The sequence below is a fragment of the Vreelandella aquamarina genome (genome assembly GCF_044805175.1).
Classification (GTDB): Bacteria; Pseudomonadota; Gammaproteobacteria; order Pseudomonadales; family Halomonadaceae; genus Vreelandella; species Vreelandella aquamarina_B.
In genome coordinates, this window is sequence record NZ_CP085232.1 from 23,287 (window position 1) to 38,229 (window position 14,943).

Annotated in this window: 14 protein-coding genes and 1 other RNA gene; 9 read left to right on the forward strand and 6 right to left on the reverse strand. The window is 59.5% G+C overall.

Annotated features, from left to right (window positions below; all coding sequences use genetic code 11):
• The first annotated feature begins 89 nt into the window (after positions 1 to 89).
• Positions 90 to 1,604, forward strand: a complete 1,515-nt coding sequence (gene ilvA, locus LG300_RS00100; protein WP_404376412.1) for a threonine ammonia-lyase, biosynthetic — start codon at positions 90 to 92, stop codon at positions 1,602 to 1,604.
• Positions 1,605 to 2,009: 405 nt separating this feature from the next.
• Here ilvA and LG300_RS00105 read toward each other — a convergent pair whose 3' ends face one another.
• The 3 genes from LG300_RS00105 to LG300_RS00115 all read right to left on the reverse strand — a co-directional run bounded on the left by LG300_RS00105 (position 2,010) and on the right by LG300_RS00115 (position 3,219).
• The gene (locus tag LG300_RS00105; protein ID WP_404376413.1) at positions 2,010 to 2,645 is read right to left on the reverse strand and encodes a 5-formyltetrahydrofolate cyclo-ligase; all 636 of its coding nucleotides are present in this window, start codon (positions 2,643 to 2,645) and stop codon (positions 2,010 to 2,012) included.
• A 22-nt stretch (positions 2,646 to 2,667) separates the two neighbouring features.
• Positions 2,668 to 2,850: non-coding RNA, 6S RNA (gene ssrS / locus LG300_RS00110), on the reverse strand.
• A 60-nt stretch (positions 2,851 to 2,910) separates the two neighbouring features.
• Complete coding sequence (locus tag LG300_RS00115) at positions 2,911 to 3,219, reverse strand: cell division protein ZapA (protein WP_404376414.1); 309 nt, start codon at positions 3,217 to 3,219, stop codon at positions 2,911 to 2,913.
• Between the two features lie 167 nt (positions 3,220 to 3,386).
• Between LG300_RS00115 and LG300_RS00120 the strand changes: the two genes are divergently transcribed.
• The 4 genes from LG300_RS00120 to LG300_RS00135 all read left to right on the forward strand — a co-directional run bounded on the left by LG300_RS00120 (position 3,387) and on the right by LG300_RS00135 (position 7,980).
• Positions 3,387 to 3,965, forward strand: coding sequence for a UPF0149 family protein (locus LG300_RS00120; protein ID WP_404376415.1), 579 nt, complete (start codon positions 3,387 to 3,389; stop codon positions 3,963 to 3,965).
• A 34-nt stretch (positions 3,966 to 3,999) separates the two neighbouring features.
• Positions 4,000 to 5,352 carry a Xaa-Pro aminopeptidase gene (gene pepP, locus LG300_RS00125; RefSeq protein ID WP_404376416.1) on the forward strand — a complete coding sequence of 451 codons (1,353 nt, stop codon included), beginning with the start codon at positions 4,000 to 4,002 and terminating at the stop codon, positions 5,350 to 5,352.
• Positions 5,353 to 5,443: 91 nt separating this feature from the next.
• Complete coding sequence (gene ubiH / locus LG300_RS00130; RefSeq protein WP_404376417.1) at positions 5,444 to 6,682, forward strand: 2-octaprenyl-6-methoxyphenyl hydroxylase; 1,239 nt, start codon at positions 5,444 to 5,446, stop codon at positions 6,680 to 6,682.
• A 38-nt stretch (positions 6,683 to 6,720) separates the two neighbouring features.
• Positions 6,721 to 7,980 (forward strand): UbiH/UbiF/VisC/COQ6 family ubiquinone biosynthesis hydroxylase, encoded by a 1,260-nt coding sequence (locus LG300_RS00135; RefSeq protein ID WP_404376418.1) that lies wholly within the window; start codon positions 6,721 to 6,723, stop codon positions 7,978 to 7,980.
• Here the strand turns inward: LG300_RS00135 and LG300_RS00140 are convergent, their stop codons facing one another.
• From LG300_RS00140 to gpmI, 3 genes are all read right to left on the reverse strand, one after another.
• Positions 7,981 to 9,279 (reverse strand): S41 family peptidase, encoded by a 1,299-nt coding sequence (locus tag LG300_RS00140; protein WP_404376419.1) that lies wholly within the window; start codon positions 9,277 to 9,279, stop codon positions 7,981 to 7,983.
• A gap of 88 nt (positions 9,280 to 9,367) precedes the next feature.
• Positions 9,368 to 10,510, reverse strand: coding sequence for a murein hydrolase activator EnvC family protein (locus LG300_RS00145; protein ID WP_404376420.1), 1,143 nt, complete (start codon positions 10,508 to 10,510; stop codon positions 9,368 to 9,370).
• A complete protein-coding gene (gpmI, locus tag LG300_RS00150) occupies positions 10,510 to 12,072 on the reverse strand; it encodes a 2,3-bisphosphoglycerate-independent phosphoglycerate mutase (protein WP_404376422.1) in 1,563 nt (520 codons plus the stop codon). Before gpmI ends, LG300_RS00145 begins: the two co-directional genes overlap by 1 nt.
• Positions 12,073 to 12,326: 254 nt before the next feature.
• Here gpmI and LG300_RS00155 point away from each other — a divergent pair, with 254 nt between their 5' ends.
• The 4 genes from LG300_RS00155 (at position 12,327) to LG300_RS00170 (ending at position 14,936) form a co-directional block, all read left to right on the forward strand.
• On the forward strand, positions 12,327 to 12,749 hold the full coding sequence (locus LG300_RS00155) for a rhodanese-like domain-containing protein (protein WP_404376423.1): 423 nt from the start codon (positions 12,327 to 12,329) through the stop codon (positions 12,747 to 12,749).
• A 64-nt stretch (positions 12,750 to 12,813) separates the two neighbouring features.
• On the forward strand, positions 12,814 to 13,323 hold the full coding sequence (gene secB, locus LG300_RS00160; protein WP_404376425.1) for a protein-export chaperone SecB: 510 nt from the start codon (positions 12,814 to 12,816) through the stop codon (positions 13,321 to 13,323).
• A 3-nt stretch (positions 13,324 to 13,326) separates the two neighbouring features.
• Positions 13,327 to 14,094 carry a 16S rRNA (uracil(1498)-N(3))-methyltransferase gene (locus LG300_RS00165; protein ID WP_404376426.1) on the forward strand — a complete coding sequence of 256 codons (768 nt, stop codon included), beginning with the start codon at positions 13,327 to 13,329 and terminating at the stop codon, positions 14,092 to 14,094.
• A 137-nt stretch (positions 14,095 to 14,231) separates the two neighbouring features.
• On the forward strand, positions 14,232 to 14,936 hold the full coding sequence (locus LG300_RS00170; RefSeq protein ID WP_404376427.1) for a S1 RNA-binding domain-containing protein: 705 nt from the start codon (positions 14,232 to 14,234) through the stop codon (positions 14,934 to 14,936).
• The last annotated feature ends 7 nt before the right edge of the window (positions 14,937 to 14,943 follow it).

Consider the following 14,943-nt stretch of genomic DNA (forward strand, 5'->3'; position numbering starts at 1 on the left):
CGCCGCTAGACGTTGCTAGGCGTAATCTGCTACCAATAAAGGTTTTGTTCGCACCCGTCAGGGTCACGTCATTTTTCTGGGATGTCAGCATGCTCGAAGCAACCGTCAAAAAGATCCTCCAAGCCCGCGTTTATGAAGCCGCTTGCGAGACGCCTATTTCTCCCGCTCCCTTTTTGTCGCGTCGTTTCAACAACCAGATTTTGATTAAACGCGAAGATTTGCAGCCAGTGTTCTCGTTCAAAATCCGCGGGGCCTACAACAAAATGGCCCAGTTGACCGATGAGCAGAAAGCCAAAGGCGTTATCGCCGCTTCGGCGGGCAACCACGCCCAGGGGTTAGCCATGGCGGCTAAGCTGATGGGCGTGAAAGCGGTGATTGTCATGCCGCGCATTACGCCGGACATCAAAGTGCAAGCGGTGCGTGCCCGTGGTGCGAAAGTGGTGTTGAAAGGCGACGCCTTTGCCGCCGCCGCCGAGCATGCCCAGGAACTGATCAAAGAGCACGGCTACACCTATATTCCACCGTTTGACGATATCGACGTAGTGGCGGGCCAAGGCACCATTGGCGTTGAGATTCTGCGCCAGCACAGTGGCCGGTTAGATGCGATTTTTATCCCTGTAGGCGGCGGCGGGCTGATTGCCGGGGTGGCCGCCTATGTGAAGTACCTGCGTCCGGACATCAAAATCATCGGCGTGGAAGCGGAGGACAGCGCCTGCCTGAAGGCTGCCTTGGAAGCCGGTGAGCGAGTGGTGCTGGATCAGGTAGGCGTCTTTGCCGAAGGCGTTGCGGTGGCGCAGATTGGCGAAGTACCGTTCTCCCTGGTGCGTGACCTGATCGACGATGTGATCACCGTCAATACCGATGAAATGTGTGCTGCGGTGAAAGATATTTTTGAAGATACCCGCGCCGTGGCAGAAACTTCCGGTGCGCTCTCGTTGGCGGGCCTTAAAAAATACGTGCAGCAAACTGGCGCGGAAGGCGAGACACTGCTGTGCATTAATTCCGGGGCTAATACCAATTTTGATCGCCTGCAGCATATTGCCGAGCGCACCGAGCTGGGCGAGCAGCGCGAAGCCATTCTGGCCGTCACCATTGCAGAAAAACCCGGCAGCTTTAAGAAATTCTGCCGCACGCTGGGCAAACGCATGGTGACCGAATTTAGCTACCGCTACGCCGACGATAGCGAAGCGCACATTTTCGTAGGCGTACAGGTCAAGCCGGGTGGGGAGGATCGCCAAGCGGTGATCGATAAACTGCGCGAGGGCGGTTATCAGGTAGAAGATTTAACCGATAATGAGTTGGCGAAACTGCATATCCGCCATTTAAGCGGTGGCCGCCCCAGCGAACGCTTTGAAGAGGAGCTGTATCGCTTCGAGTTCCCAGAGCGCCCCGGCGCACTCATGAATTTCTTAACTCAGCTACCACACGACTGGAACATTTCGCTGTTCCACTATCGCAACCACGGTGCCGCCTATGGCCGCGTGCTGGTGGGAATGCAGGTGCCCAGCGAAGATCGTACCCATGTCACCGAGTATCTAGACGCAATTGGCTACCGCTACTGGCAAGAGAGTGAGAACCCCGCTTACCGGCTCTTTATGGCGTAACGTTATGTAAGTGCTTACTTACGACGCATACCAGAGCTGGTAGGCAGAAGGTTTTGGTTAAAACGTTCAATTAAGGGGCTAAAAGAGTGCTATTAACAGTTGTCATTAAGCACTCTATGGCCCTATAGTCGTGTTCGACATTGATGAGGTGTGTCATCTTCTCAGAATGAAAAGCTTGGTGACGCACTAAGATAAATTAGCAACTAAGTAAGACGTTGGAGAAGAGGCATGCGGCGTAGAAAGCCTGATATGGTGATGGCGTTGACAGTGGTGTTTTTACTCGGCGTATTAGCCACTGGATATGCGCAAGCGCTGTCGGGGAGTTAACCAACGGTTAATCACAGCGCTTTCAGCATGAACGCTGCACCTACTAGGTGAATGAATAAAACGGGCTGATCCTAACGATCAGCCCGTTTTTGTTGGCCGTACATTGGTTGGCCGTACAACGGCCGAATCGCTGACCACCGCGTTGAGCGGGATATCCCAGGGTTCAACCGGTAGGGCATCCACCTGCTGGCAGGTGTGGGCCACGCCAATCAATGTGGGCGCAGGCCCTGGGCGGCGCATAAAGGCTAAGCTGCGGTCATAGAAGCCGCCTCCCATACCCATACGGTTAGCGTGTTGATCAAATCCCACCAGCGGCACAATCAGCGTATCCAGTGCCCAGGCAGGCAGCCGGTTACGGCGATGGGCTGCAAAGCGCGGGCAGGGTTCGGCAATGCCAAAGCGATTTTTTACCATAGGTGTGGTATCGCGGTAAGCAACAAACCAGAGGCTATTGGCGCTAAACGGGCGCAGCACGGGTAAGTAGATCGCGATGCGGCGCTGGCGCAGCCAAGGGATTAACGGGGTGGGGTCGATCTCACCATTCACCGGCAGGTAAAGGCTGATCCGTTTGGCACGATGGATTTCTGGCAGTTGTTTTAGACGCTGGCAGAGAGCCAAAGCCGCCTGCTTCTGCTGCCTGGCGGTGAGAGCGCGGCGTCGGCGTTTCAGTTCGCGACGTAGTGCAGGCTTATCGCTAGGCGAGGTGTGAATCATAACGCGTTAGGCCATTAGAAAAGTGTTCCCCAGAGTGCCGCTGTCGTTCTGGCCCTGAACCTACTGGTTCAGGTGGGTGGCCGCAGCCAAACCGTCAGGCTTTCCGACGCACGGACATGCACACGGGTCTGGCTAGCATTTGGCCCCCTGGGTACTGCGCATAGGCTCGAGGGACTATAACGACTGGCGTACACCCCAGAGAACACCGCTATCCTAACAGAGCTGCCGCTAATGCCAAAGTATCGGTTAAAGATGAGCGGTGGCTTTAGGGGTCTTTGCGCGGCCGGGCACTGGCGAGCGCCCGCTCAAGCCGGTCGTTTAAACGGGTGAGACTCGCTTCACCCGCGCGGTGCTCATCCAGCGCTTCCAGCAATTCGTGGGTAATATTGAGCGCGGCCATAATCGCGATGCGTTCGCTGCCCAGCACGCTGCTTTGGGCATGAATGCCGTGCATGGCGCGATCCAAATAGCGAGCAGCGCGTTCAAGCTGGGCTTCTTCGCCCGTGTCGCAGGCAATCATATAGCTGCGACCCAGCAGGGTAATCTCTTTCGTTGGCCGCTTTGCGTTACTCATCAAAGGCTCCAGCACAGGCCAGTAAGGGGCCTGATGCGTTAACATCACTACATAGGAAGGATAGTCGGCGTTCACTATAAGAGAGCCGCTTGTGCGGGGTCAACGCGCAGGCACGCCGCGCTATCCCCATGGTCATACCTTCACACTCGATAAAGCGAGCACGAATCATGTCATTGATTGACGAGCGCCAGGACTTTTCTGACGTAGCGGATGTATTTTTATTGCACGGTAGCATGCAGTCACCTGCCTTTTTGGATGGCCGGCTATGCGGCTTATTGGCGCTGCGCGATGTAACTGCCGAAGCATGGCTGGAGGAGGTTTGCCTAAGCCTGGGCGTTGAGCAGCCCCGCGACCCGGCCAGCGCCGAGCGTCTATTGGGCTGGCGCCGCCAAACGCTAGAGGCACTTAGCGCCAGCGACATGAACTACGCACCGCTGCTGCCTGATGAGTTGTTCTCCCTTGCAGAGCAGGCCCAAGGCCTTAAAGAGTGGACGCTGGGCTTCATGGAAGTGGTCGATGAAGTGGCGGATAACACCCTGCGGGAACGTTGGTCGCAAACCTTGAAAGAAGCGATTGATGACCTCCAAGGCCTTGGGCAGATCGAAACCGACATCGACGATAGCCCGGAAAACGAGAACGACCTGTTTGCCTTAACCGAACATGCCCGAATGGCAGCCATGCTGCTCTACACCGAACAGCACCCCGGCAAGCCCCAGGTTGAGCAAACCGACGCCCCCGTTCACTAATTTTCCTGTTGACCAAGCTTTTATAGGAGCCGTTATGTTGCCAGAGTTACCGTCATCGTTACCGCCTCGCCCCGCCGCTATTGGGCCAGACGAGTATCGGCAGCGTCGGGAAGCGCTCATAGCGCAGCTGCCTAACAATGCTGCGCTGCTGCTGCCTGCAGCATCGCTGGTGACCCGCTCCCACGACAGTGAATACCCCTTCCGCCAGCAGAGCGACTTCTACTATTTAACCGGTATCCGAGAGCCGGATGCGCTGCTGTTACTGCTGCCTGGCCGCGCCGAGGGGCAGAGCGTGGTGTTCTGCCAAGACCGCGACCCCACCATGGAGGCCTGGACCGGCCGACGGCTAGGGGCCGAAGGCGTTGTCAGCCTGCATGGTATCGACCAGGCATTCGAGAATGCCGAGCGTGATGCCCTGCTGCCTGGCCTGCTGGAGTGCCGCGAGCTGCTCTATGCGCCGCTGGATAACCCCGAAGCAATTAGCATCGCTGAAGAGGCTCTTGCCCATGCCCAGGCGGGCATGCGCCGGGGCAAGCCTGCACTGAAGGGCTGGCTGGATAGCCGCCCGCTGACTCACGAGATGCGCCTGATCAAAAGCCCCGCCGAAATTGCCCTGCTGCGCCACGCCGCAGCCATTTCGGCCCAGGCGCACGTGCGTGCCATGCGTGCCTGCCGTGCCGGGCTTGGCGAGTACCAGCTACAGGCAGAGCTGGAGCACACTTTTGTATGGCAGGGAGCCAGCGGCCCGGCCTACGGCACCATCGTGGGCGGCGGCGCTAACGCCTGCGTGCTGCACTATATTGAAAACAGCGACGTGCTGGCGGAGGACACGCTGGTATTAATTGACGCCGGTGCGGAGTTTGATCTCTACGCGGGCGATATTACCCGCACCTTCCCGGTAAACGGGCGCTTTAATGATGCCCAGCGGGCGCTGTACCAAGTGGTGCTAGACGCCCAGGTGCGCGCCGTTGAGGCTGTCGCTCCTGGCGCTACGCTGGCGGATATCCACCAAGGCGTGGTGCATGACCTAACCGCCGGGTTGATTGAACTGGGGCTTTTAGAGGGTGACGTTCAGGCGCGTATCGATGATGAAAGCTACCGCCGCTTTTATCTCCACTCTACCTCTCACTGGCTAGGGTTGGATGTGCATGATGTAGGCACTTACCGCCTGGATGAAGCGACGCCTCGCCCGCTGGCTCCTGGCATGGTGCTCACCGTTGAGCCAGGCCTCTATATTCCTGCCGACGATGATATTCCCAGCGCTTATCGCGGTATGGGTATTCGTATCGAGGATAACGTAGTGGTCACTGAGCAAGGGCACGACATTCTCACCGATGGTGTGCCGAAGCAGGTAGCAGAAATAGAGCAAATAATGGCTAAGAAATAACCAGCCAATATGGCTGATTTTTTTATTATGTAAACTACGTTACGAAATTACGTTTAGGTTTAAAGCCACGCAATATGAAGAGGAGAGGCCAATGCATGGGGCTGAACAGGTGAAGCCTGCACAGAAGCAGTCGCCCACCCATGACATCGTGATTGTGGGCGGTGGACTGGTAGGTGCCAGCTTGGGCTGTGCATTGGCACCACTGATTGAGCGCTACGGCTGGCGGGTCGCCATTATTGAGGCGACTGCGATCCCGCAAAATACTCAGGAAACCGCCTGGCAGCCCAGCTTCGACGCCCGCGCCAGCGCCATTGCCGAAGGCTCTGCCCAGCGTTTTCGCCAGCTCGGCGTGTGGGAGGCGATGCAGACCGAGGCAGCGCCTATTAAGCGCATCCATATCAGCGAGCGGGGCCGCTTGGGCGCCACTCGCCTGCATGCGGAAGAACTAGGGGTAGCGGCGTTAGGGCATGTGATACCCAACGCCTGGATGGGCCGTGTGCTGCATCGGCAGCTACAGCAATTACCCATTGAGTGGCACTGCCCAGCCACGGTGGCGCAGCTAACCCCTACGGCAAGCGGACACCATCTGCGGCTTTCCGATGGAAGCGAGCTAACGTCGACGCTGACGATTTTGGCCGATGGCGGACGCTCGGGGCTGAAAGAGCAGCTAGGCATCGCCAGCCGCCGCCACTCTTATGAGCAAACGGCGGTGATTGCCCATGTCGGTATTAGCCAGCCTCACCAAGGCGTTGCTTATGAGCGCTTTACCTCAGAAGGCCCCATTGCCCTACTGCCCTTGCCAGGGCAGGTTATGGAGCTGGTGTGGACCCATCCTAGCGGTAGCGAGCAGGCACGGCTGGCGCTACCGGACCATGCGTTCCTGAGCCAGCTTCAACAGGCATTTGGCGACCGAGTTGGGCGCTTTACCCGTGTTGGCCAGCGGTTTAGCTATCCGCTTTCGCTGGTGACCGCAGAGGAGCCGGTGCGTCCTGGCTTGGTGGTGCTAGGTAATGCCGCCCATGCGCTACATCCGGTGGCTGGGCAAGGCTTCAACCTGGCGTTGCGCTCGGTGATGGATTTGGTCGAAGCACTCTCCCAGGGCGCTCAACAACAACGCACCTTGGGCGATATGGACACGCTGCTGGCCTTTGAACGCCGTCGTGCCCAAGACCGTGCCAATGTGATCCGCTTTAGCGACGGCTTAGTGCGGCTATTCGGCTATTCGCTGCCACTGCTGCCCCACGCCCGTGGAGCTGGCTTGATCGGCCTTAATTTGATTGGCCCGCTGCGCCGTGGGTTGGCTCGCCGCGCGATGGGGCTTGAACGCTAGAGTGCTCATTCGTCTAGGGAGTGCATCTAAGGAGTGTTATGACAACGCAATCAGAAGCAGCTAAGCCGCCCGTCGCGCGTTTCGATGCGGTGATTGTTGGTGCGGGCATGGTGGGCACGGCGCTTGCCGGATTACTGGCCAGAGAAGGGATGCGGGTGGCGCTGGTGGAGGCTAAAGAGGCGCCGCTGCACCTTGACGATGTTGTGGGGGATATTCCCGCCGCGCGGGTGAGTGCGCTAACCCCGGTTTCCCAGCGCTTACTGACTCATTTAGGAGCGTGGTCCGCCATGGCTACTGTGCGGCGGGTCACGCCTTACCGCTATATGCAGGTGTGGGATGCCGAGGGCAGTGGCCATATCCACTTCTCGGCGGACGAGGCGGGTACCGCCGTGCTTGGCCATATTGTCGAAAACGATATCACGCTGGCCGCGCTGAATGGGCAGGTCGCCAAGCTGCCGACCGTGACACGCTTGGATGGTGCCCGTGTGTCTGCCCTGCAAACCACAGCCGGTGGCCGTTGGCTGGTGCTGGACGATGGTCGGCAGCTACAGACGCCGCTATTAGTCGCCGCCGACGGTGCGCGCTCAGCCCTGCGGGAGCTGGCAGGGATCTCGGTTGCCGAGGAGTCCATGGAGCAAGAAGCGGTGGTCACCACGGTGCGCTGCGAACAGCCCCACGGCGCTACCGCACGCCAAGCCTTTATTGGCGGCCGTCCGCTGGCGTTCTTGCCGCTCACCGTCAATGGCGATGACCGCTACTGTTCCATTGTTTGGTCCACCACATCGGAACATGCCAATGAACTTACCGGGTGTGCTCCAGAAGCATTGGGGCAGGCGCTTGGGGAAGCCTTCGACCACCGCCTGGGCAGAGTCGTGCCCGTGGATAGCGCCTACCGGTTTCCGCTGATACAGCGCCACGCCAAACAGTATGTGCAGCCCAACTTCGCTCTGGTAGGCGATGCTGCCCATAGCATTCATCCACTGGCTGGGCAGGGGGTTAATTTGGGCTTGATGGACGCAGCGGTGTTAGCTGAAGAGGTGGTCGCGGCATGGCGGCGCGGTGCCCCCTGGGGAAGCCTTGCCACGCTTAGCCGCTATGAGCGCCGGCGGCGCTTGGATAACAGCGCCATGCTGGGCTTAATGAAAGGCTTTAAGCTGCTGTTTGGCAGCCATCAGCCGGTACTCACGCTGGCGCGCAATGTCGGGATGAGCAGTATGAACCAGCTCGTGCCGCTCAAGCGCTTGGTAATGCGACAGGCGACCGGAGAGCGGGGCCGCCTGCCAGCGTCGTGCCGCTAGCTAGCCGCGGCGGCGATCCACCACGTTCAGCGCTTTCAACAGGTTAAGGGCTTCGCTGAGCTGGTAGTCGTCGCGCAGCCGCTGGGACATCGCGGCGCGCTCCGGCGGCAGCTCGCGTTGGCTGCTCAAGTGGCCGTCCAGGTCTGCTTCGCGGATTTCTCGTCGCCCTTCCGCGACTTCCAGGCGGCCGCGCACCACGTCGACATCGGGCTCAATACCCTGGGCCTGAATCGAGCGGCCGTTGGGGGTGTAGTAAAGTGCGGTGGTGAGTTTCAAGCCTTCACCGTTACCTAGCGGCATAATCTGCTGCACCGATCCTTTACCAAAACTTTCGGTGCCCATGATGACACCTCGGCGCTGGTCTTGCAGGGCACCGGCGACAATTTCCGCCGCCGACGCGCTGCCGCTGTTGATCAGTACCACCAGCGGTACGTCTCTTGCGGGAGTATCGGGGGAAGCCGAGAATGACATCTCTGTATCCGACAGCCGCCCTTCGGTATAGACGATCAACCCCTCATCCAGAAACAGATCCGCCACCCCGACGGCTGCTTGTAGAACACCTCCAGGATTATTTCGTAGATCAAGAATCAAGCCTTCTAACGGCTGCTCGCGGGTCATATCCTCAAGGGCGCTGCGAGCTTGCTCAGGAGTGCGGGATTGAAACTGGCTGATACGTAGGTAGCCATAGCCAGGTTCCAGCGTTTCATGTTTGACGCTTTCGCTGCGGATAACTTCGCGGGTCAGCGTAAATTCACGGGGTGACTCTTCGCCGGAGCGCAGAATCGTCAAACGAAGCGATGTGCCGGGGTCGCCACGCATCAGATTGACGGCTTCCTGTAGCGATAGGCTATCGGTGGGGGTGCCGTCGATGGCGATGATAATATCCTGGGACAGTAGGCCCGCCCGGGAGGCGGGCGTGTCGTCAATGGGCGTCACAATCATCAGTTGGCCATTCTGGGTGCCCACTTCGATACCGATACCGCCAAACTCGCCTTGGGTGGATTCCCGCAGGCTCTGGTACTCGTCTTCATCCAAATAAGCCGAATGGGGGTCCAGCTCGCTCAACATGCCGCGCATGGCATTACGTAGCAGCGTGCGGTCATCCACCTCTTCCACATAGCCACGCTTGATGCGCTCGAAGACCTCAGCGAAGGTTTGGATCTCCTCTAGCGGCAGCGCATCGGCAACGTCGTTCGGTTGAGCAGCGAGGGGGAACGAAGTGGCCAGCAGCGCGAGCGGAAGCAGGGTAGCCAAGAAACGCTTGGCAGGGGCCGATACCTTGGTAACAGATAGCGTCATGCGGACTCCGCTAGGCGAAAGGCAGCACCAGACAGCACTGCATGGGTTGAGACGTTCATCATAAAGCCACTATCACCAGCTTATCCCGTCAACGGCGCGCAATCCAACGTTGCGGATTAATTGGTTCACCGCTACGGCGTACCTCGAAGTAGAGCGCTGGGCTGGCTTGGCCGCCGCTGTTGCCTACCCGGCCAATGTCATCGCCGCGTTCCACCTGTTGGCCTGGGCGGGCGCTGAACTGCTGCAGGTGGGCATAGAGCGTCATGATCTGGTCGCCGTGATCGATAATCAATAGGTTACCGAATCCACGCATCCAATCGGCAAACACCACGCGGCCCGCGTGGACCGCTGTGACGGCGGTTCCTTGGCTGGCCTTAATCACAATGCCGTTATAGTGAACGCCATCGCGCCGCTGGAAGCCGGTGGTGATGGCGCCCTGCACCGGCCAGGGCAAATCGCCTTGGGTGCGGGTGATGTGCGTGGTGGGTGTGGGCTCCGCTAGGCGCGCTAGTTCCGCCTGAATTGCTCGCAACTGCTGCTCCGCCTGCTCGCGGCTTTGGTTCAGGTCGGCCAATCGATCCGCTTCGCTACCGTAGCGGTCGTCCAGGGTGGTGACTACGCCACGGCGCTCTTCGGTACGCTCGGCGAGCAGTGCACTTTGGGTTTCCAGTTCGTCAGCTAATGTATCCAAACGAGCTTGGCGCTCGGCAAGCGCCTGTTCGGTATCGGCTAGCGCCGTGTCCAGCCGCGCAATATCGGCCAAGCGCTGCTGACGTGCTTGGGTAAGCCGGTTTAAATAGGCCTGCATACGGTCAAGCTCGGCGGGGTCGCTTTGGTTAAGCAGTAGCTTGAGCTGGGGCGTTGGCCCCAGCCGGTAAAGCGCGGCCAGCTGCTGCCCTAGGGCAGCATACTGGGCATCCCGTTCGCTCTCCAGGCGTGCACGGTGCTGGCGTAGCCTGGTTGTTTCGTCGGTTAGCTGGCGCCGCTCGGCCTGTAGCTCATCCAGACGCTGGTGGGTTTGGGCCAGCTCCGTTTCCACCGCACGTAGCTCGCGCTGGGCGCTGTCCCGCGCTTGGCCGGTGGCACTCAGCCGCTCGGCCATGGCGTCAATCTGTTGGCCGAGGGCATCGAGCTGCTCTCTGGCGGCCTGCTCGTCCTGCTGCGCCAAGGCAGGCGTCTGGCTCAACGCCAGCAGCAGGAAGGCTAAAGCGAGCCGTCGCCACATGGGCATTACGCGAAGCGCAGTAGCGACGTTCCGGTCATCGCCTCAGGCTGCGGCTGGTCCATCATGGTTAGCAGCGTGGGGGCCAGATCGCACAGTCGGCCATCTTCGAGCTGGGCAGGCCGTTCACCCACGTACACCAGTGGCACCACAAAGGTGGTGTGGGCGGTTTGCGGGGCACCGGTTTCCGGGTGGACCATCTGCTCGGCGTTGCCGTGGTCGGCGGTGATCAGGCAGGCGCCGCCTGCGCGCTCAATCGCTTCCACTACGCGGCCAACGCAAATATCAACGGTTTCAATCGCCTTCACGGCGGCATCGAAATCACCGGTGTGGCCCACCATGTCGCCATTGGCATAGTTGCACACAATGAGATCAAAGTGACCGCTGTCGATGGCCTCGACGAGCTTGTCGGTGATTTCGAACGCGCTCATTTCCGGCTTTTCATCGTAGGTTTTTACGTCACGAGGGGAGGGCACCAGGATGCGCTCTTCGCCTTCGTACTCGGCTTCGTTACCACCAGAGAAGAAGAAGGTGACGTGAGGGTACTTTTCCGTTTCGGCAATTCGCAGCTGAGTGAGACCGCGCTTGGCCACCACTTCGCCCAGCGTATCGGTGAGGTCGGTAGGCGGAAACGCTGCGGGCGCATCGATGTCGGCCGCATACTGGGTCATCATCACCAAGCCATCGCCTGCCAGTGCGGGGCGGGCTTGGCGCTCAAAGCCGGTAAAGTTCGCATCGGTAAAGGCGCGGGTCAGCTCGCGGGCGCGGTCGGAGCGGAAGTTCAGGAAAATCGCCGCGTCGCCATCTTGTAACGTGATGGCGTTACCGTTGACCGGCACGCTGGTGGCGGCCACGAACTCATCGGTCTCGCCGCGCTCGTAGGCGTCGCGTAGCCCGATCTCTGCGCTGGTGGTGGTGTAGTCGGCGTGGCCGTCGGTGAGCAGGCGGTAGGCTTGCTCCACGCGCTCCCAGCGGTTGTCGCGATCCATGGCGAAGAAGCGGCCAATAATCGAGGCGACAAAACCGTTATCGGCACCGACCAGCTCTGACAGGCGGGCATTGGCGCGCTCGATAGACGCCAGCGCGCTTTGCGGCGGCATATCGCGGCCATCCAGAAAGGCGTGCACGTAGATGCGCTGGGCACCACGCCGCGCCGCTAGCTCGGCCATGGCGATGAAGTGATCTTCGTGGCTGTGTACGCCGCCTGGGGAGAGCAGGCCCAACAGATGTACGGCACGGCCATTGGCGACTGCTTCATCGATGGGCTTGGTGAGCACCTCGTTGGTATCCAGGTCGCCATCCTCAATGGCTTTGGTGATGCGCGTAAAGTCCTGGTAAACGATGCGTCCGGCACCTAGGTTCATGTGGCCCACTTCGGAATTGCCCATCTGCCCGTCGGGTAGCCCGACATGGCGGCCATCGGTATGCACGAAGGCGTGGGGGCGGTTGGCCCATAGCGCGTCCATCACCGGGGTGTTAGCCGCTGCGACGGCGTTGTGAGCGTTATCGGGGTTGTGGCCGTAGCCGTCTAGGATGATCAGCGCCACGGGGCGCGGTGCAGATGATGACATGAAAAAATCCCTCGTTTGTGGGTCAGCCAAGCGACGTGAGGTGCTGTTTGAAACGCTGGTGAGGGCGGCTCAGCCAGTTTTCAGACAACACCTGATAATCGGGGTCGCGACAGGCGCGCGCTTGGGGCATCATAACGCAGGCAGCCGTCGGGCGTCATGGCCTGCGCGGTATGCCCTGTGACGTGTATACTTGTCGCGTTTCTGAGGGCGGTTAGGCCGCTTTTTTCTGCATAGACCAAGAGATTGTGTTCGCGATGATCGATCAGCTGCTCGAATTCGTAATGAACCACCCCCTCCTCGTGGGGGCATTTTTGCTGGTGCTCATAGCGTGGATTGTTTATGAAACGCGCAGCGCCGCCTCGAATGCGGTGTCCTCTACGCAGGCCACCCAGCTTATCAACCGTGAAGACGCGGTGGTGCTGGATATTCGTGAAAGCAAAGACTTCAAAGCCGGGCATATCGCAGGCGCTCGCAACATTCCCCAAAGCAGCCTTGATAGCCGCATGAACGAGCTGGATAAAGTGAAAGCCCAGCCGATCATTGTAGTCTGCAAGCATGGCCAAAGCGCTGGCGCTGCCCAGGCAAAACTCGCTAAAGCAGGGTTTGAGCGTGTGATGAAGCTACGCGGCGGCATGATGCAGTGGCAGGCGGATGGCCTTCCGATGGTTAAGAAGTAAACGAGAGCATAAATAGCGGTATTGCCGCACCTATTTTTATTGGATGAACAATCAGGAGTATCCCATGGCGGAAGATAACAACACCCCGCAGGCAGGCGCCGCAGAAGGCGAAAAGCCCCAGCTGAAATTCTCTTTACAGCGTATTTACGTGAAAGACATTTCCTTCGAAGCACCTAACTCTCCTGCTGTGTTCAAGCAGGCGTTCAAGCCGAAGGTCAATCTGGACCTCAACACCACCAGCCAGAAAGTGGCGGATGACCAGTATGAAGTGGTCGTAAAAGTGACTGCCCAGGTTAACGATAGCGAGACTGGCACCACCTCGTTCTTGGCGGAAGTTGAGCAGGCGGGCCTGTTCCGTATTGCGGGTATCGAAGGCGCGCAGCTGGAGCAAACGCTAGGTGCGTTCTGCCCCAACCTGTTGTTCCCGTATGCCCGCGAGTGCGTCGATAACCTGGTCAATCGTGGCGGTTTCCCGCCGCTGATGCTGGCACCGGTCAACTTTGAAGCCATGTATGCCCAGCGCAAGCAGCGCGAAGCGCAGCAGGCGAGTCAAGCGGCTGAGAACACCCACTAAGCCATGTCGGACTCGCTGACCGCTGCAGACTGGCTGGCCCAACACGGCAAAATGCCGCGCCTCTATGTGCCTGCTGAGCTTTCAGCGGGCGCTACCTTGACGCTGCCCGAAGGCCCAGCGAAGCACGTGACCCGCGTACTGCGAATGGGCGAAGGTGCGCCGCTGATCTTGTTTGATGGTGCAGGCCAAGAGGCGGGCGTGCGGTTGGCGGAGGTGAGCCGCAAGCACACCACCGTGACTGTTGAGGCGGTGTGGCCAGGCAGCGGTGAGTCGCCGCTGGCGGTGCATCTTGGGCAAGCCATTTCCAAGGGCGACCGCATGGATTACGCCATTCAAAAAGCCGTCGAGCTTGGCGTCGCGGCGATCACCCCGCTCTATACCGAGCGGGGTGATGTGCGTTTGAAAGGTGATCGCGAAGAGAAGAAGTTAGCCCACTGGCAGGCCGTGGTGGCCAGCGCCTGTGAGCAGAGCGGCCGTGCCGTTGTTCCACCTGTTCACCCGCCACAGGCGTTAGGTGAGTGGTTGGTCGAGCGCCAGGAGCCGCTTCGCTTGATGCTGCACTTGGCGACAGGTAACGGCTTTGCCCAGCCAGAGAGGCCCACGTCCGCCGCGCTGTTGATTGGCCCAGAGGGTGGCCTAAGCGAGACGGATATTCAGGCAGCGATCGCCAGCCGCTTTACGCCCCTCACGCTGGGGCCTCGGGTACTGCGTACTGAAACCGCTCCCGTTGTCGCGCTAACGCTTTTGCAGCACCACTTCGGCGATTTGTAAGCGCTTACTATCAAGCCGCTGCCGTCTTTGCTGCGGCAGCGGTTTTTTGTACCCGTCGATGACGTCATCCGACGCTGCTTTGCCTTGCGTAGGCAAGGTACCATAATGAAGATCTACTTCTTGTAAGGACGGTACCCATGGTCCGTGAGTCACACTCCACCCCCCGATCCGTCAGCGATGCGTCTGCCCAACTGGGCGATGTGGCCTACCTAACCGTGACCGCGGTGAACAGCACCGGGGCTTTTCTCCGCTGGGGGCAGCCCAAAGACGTGCTGCTGCCCTATAGCGAGCAGCGCTTTCGCCCCGACCCCGGCAAGCGGGTGTTGGTGATGCTGTATAGCGATGACCAGGGGCGGCCGGTTGCTTCCATGCGACTCGACCGTTTCCTGACGGACGACGCCTGGGCCCTAGAGAAAGGCGATGAAGTCGATGTGGTGGTGGCCGACCGTACCGACCTGGGCATGAAAGTGGTGGTTAATCACCGCTACTGGGGGCTGATTTATCAGGACGATATTACCCAGCCCCTACGTCGTGGGCAGTCGCTGAAAGGTTTCGTGAAACAACGCCGCGAGGATGGCCGCGTGGATATTTCACTACTACCGCCAGGTGCGGCACGTCTGGACGTGGTGGGTGACAAAGTGCTGAAGGCGCTGCGCGAAAGCGGTGGCTATTTGCCGCTGGGCGATAAAAGCTCGGCGCACGACATCAAAACGCGGTTAGGGGTGAGCAAAAGCGCCTATAAGCAGGCGATTGGCCGACTCTATAAACAGCAGTTAATCACCCTCGCACCGGATGCGATTCGCCTAGTGCCTGGCGCGCTCTCCGACGCTACGGATAAGTAGCTGCGTT

Coding starts and splice junctions, on each gene's coding strand:
- ilvA (WP_404376412.1), top strand. CDS start 90: ATGCTCGAAGCAACCGTCAAAAAGATCCTCCAAGCCCGCGTTTATGAA.
- LG300_RS00105 (WP_404376413.1), bottom strand. CDS start 2,645: ATGATTCACACCTCGCCTAGCGATAAGCCTGCACTACGTCGCGAACTG.
- LG300_RS00115 (WP_404376414.1), bottom strand. CDS start 3,219: ATGAGTAACGCAAAGCGGCCAACGAAAGAGATTACCCTGCTGGGTCGC.
- LG300_RS00120 (WP_404376415.1), top strand. CDS start 3,387: ATGTCATTGATTGACGAGCGCCAGGACTTTTCTGACGTAGCGGATGTA.
- pepP (WP_404376416.1), top strand. CDS start 4,000: ATGTTGCCAGAGTTACCGTCATCGTTACCGCCTCGCCCCGCCGCTATT.
- ubiH (WP_404376417.1), top strand. CDS start 5,444: ATGCATGGGGCTGAACAGGTGAAGCCTGCACAGAAGCAGTCGCCCACC.
- LG300_RS00135 (WP_404376418.1), top strand. CDS start 6,721: ATGACAACGCAATCAGAAGCAGCTAAGCCGCCCGTCGCGCGTTTCGAT.
- LG300_RS00140 (WP_404376419.1), bottom strand. CDS start 9,279: ATGACGCTATCTGTTACCAAGGTATCGGCCCCTGCCAAGCGTTTCTTG.
- LG300_RS00145 (WP_404376420.1), bottom strand. CDS start 10,510: ATGCCCATGTGGCGACGGCTCGCTTTAGCCTTCCTGCTGCTGGCGTTG.
- gpmI (WP_404376422.1), bottom strand. CDS start 12,072: ATGTCATCATCTGCACCGCGCCCCGTGGCGCTGATCATCCTAGACGGC.
- LG300_RS00155 (WP_404376423.1), top strand. CDS start 12,327: ATGATCGATCAGCTGCTCGAATTCGTAATGAACCACCCCCTCCTCGTG.
- secB (WP_404376425.1), top strand. CDS start 12,814: ATGGCGGAAGATAACAACACCCCGCAGGCAGGCGCCGCAGAAGGCGAA.
- LG300_RS00165 (WP_404376426.1), top strand. CDS start 13,327: ATGTCGGACTCGCTGACCGCTGCAGACTGGCTGGCCCAACACGGCAAA.
- LG300_RS00170 (WP_404376427.1), top strand. CDS start 14,232: ATGGTCCGTGAGTCACACTCCACCCCCCGATCCGTCAGCGATGCGTCT.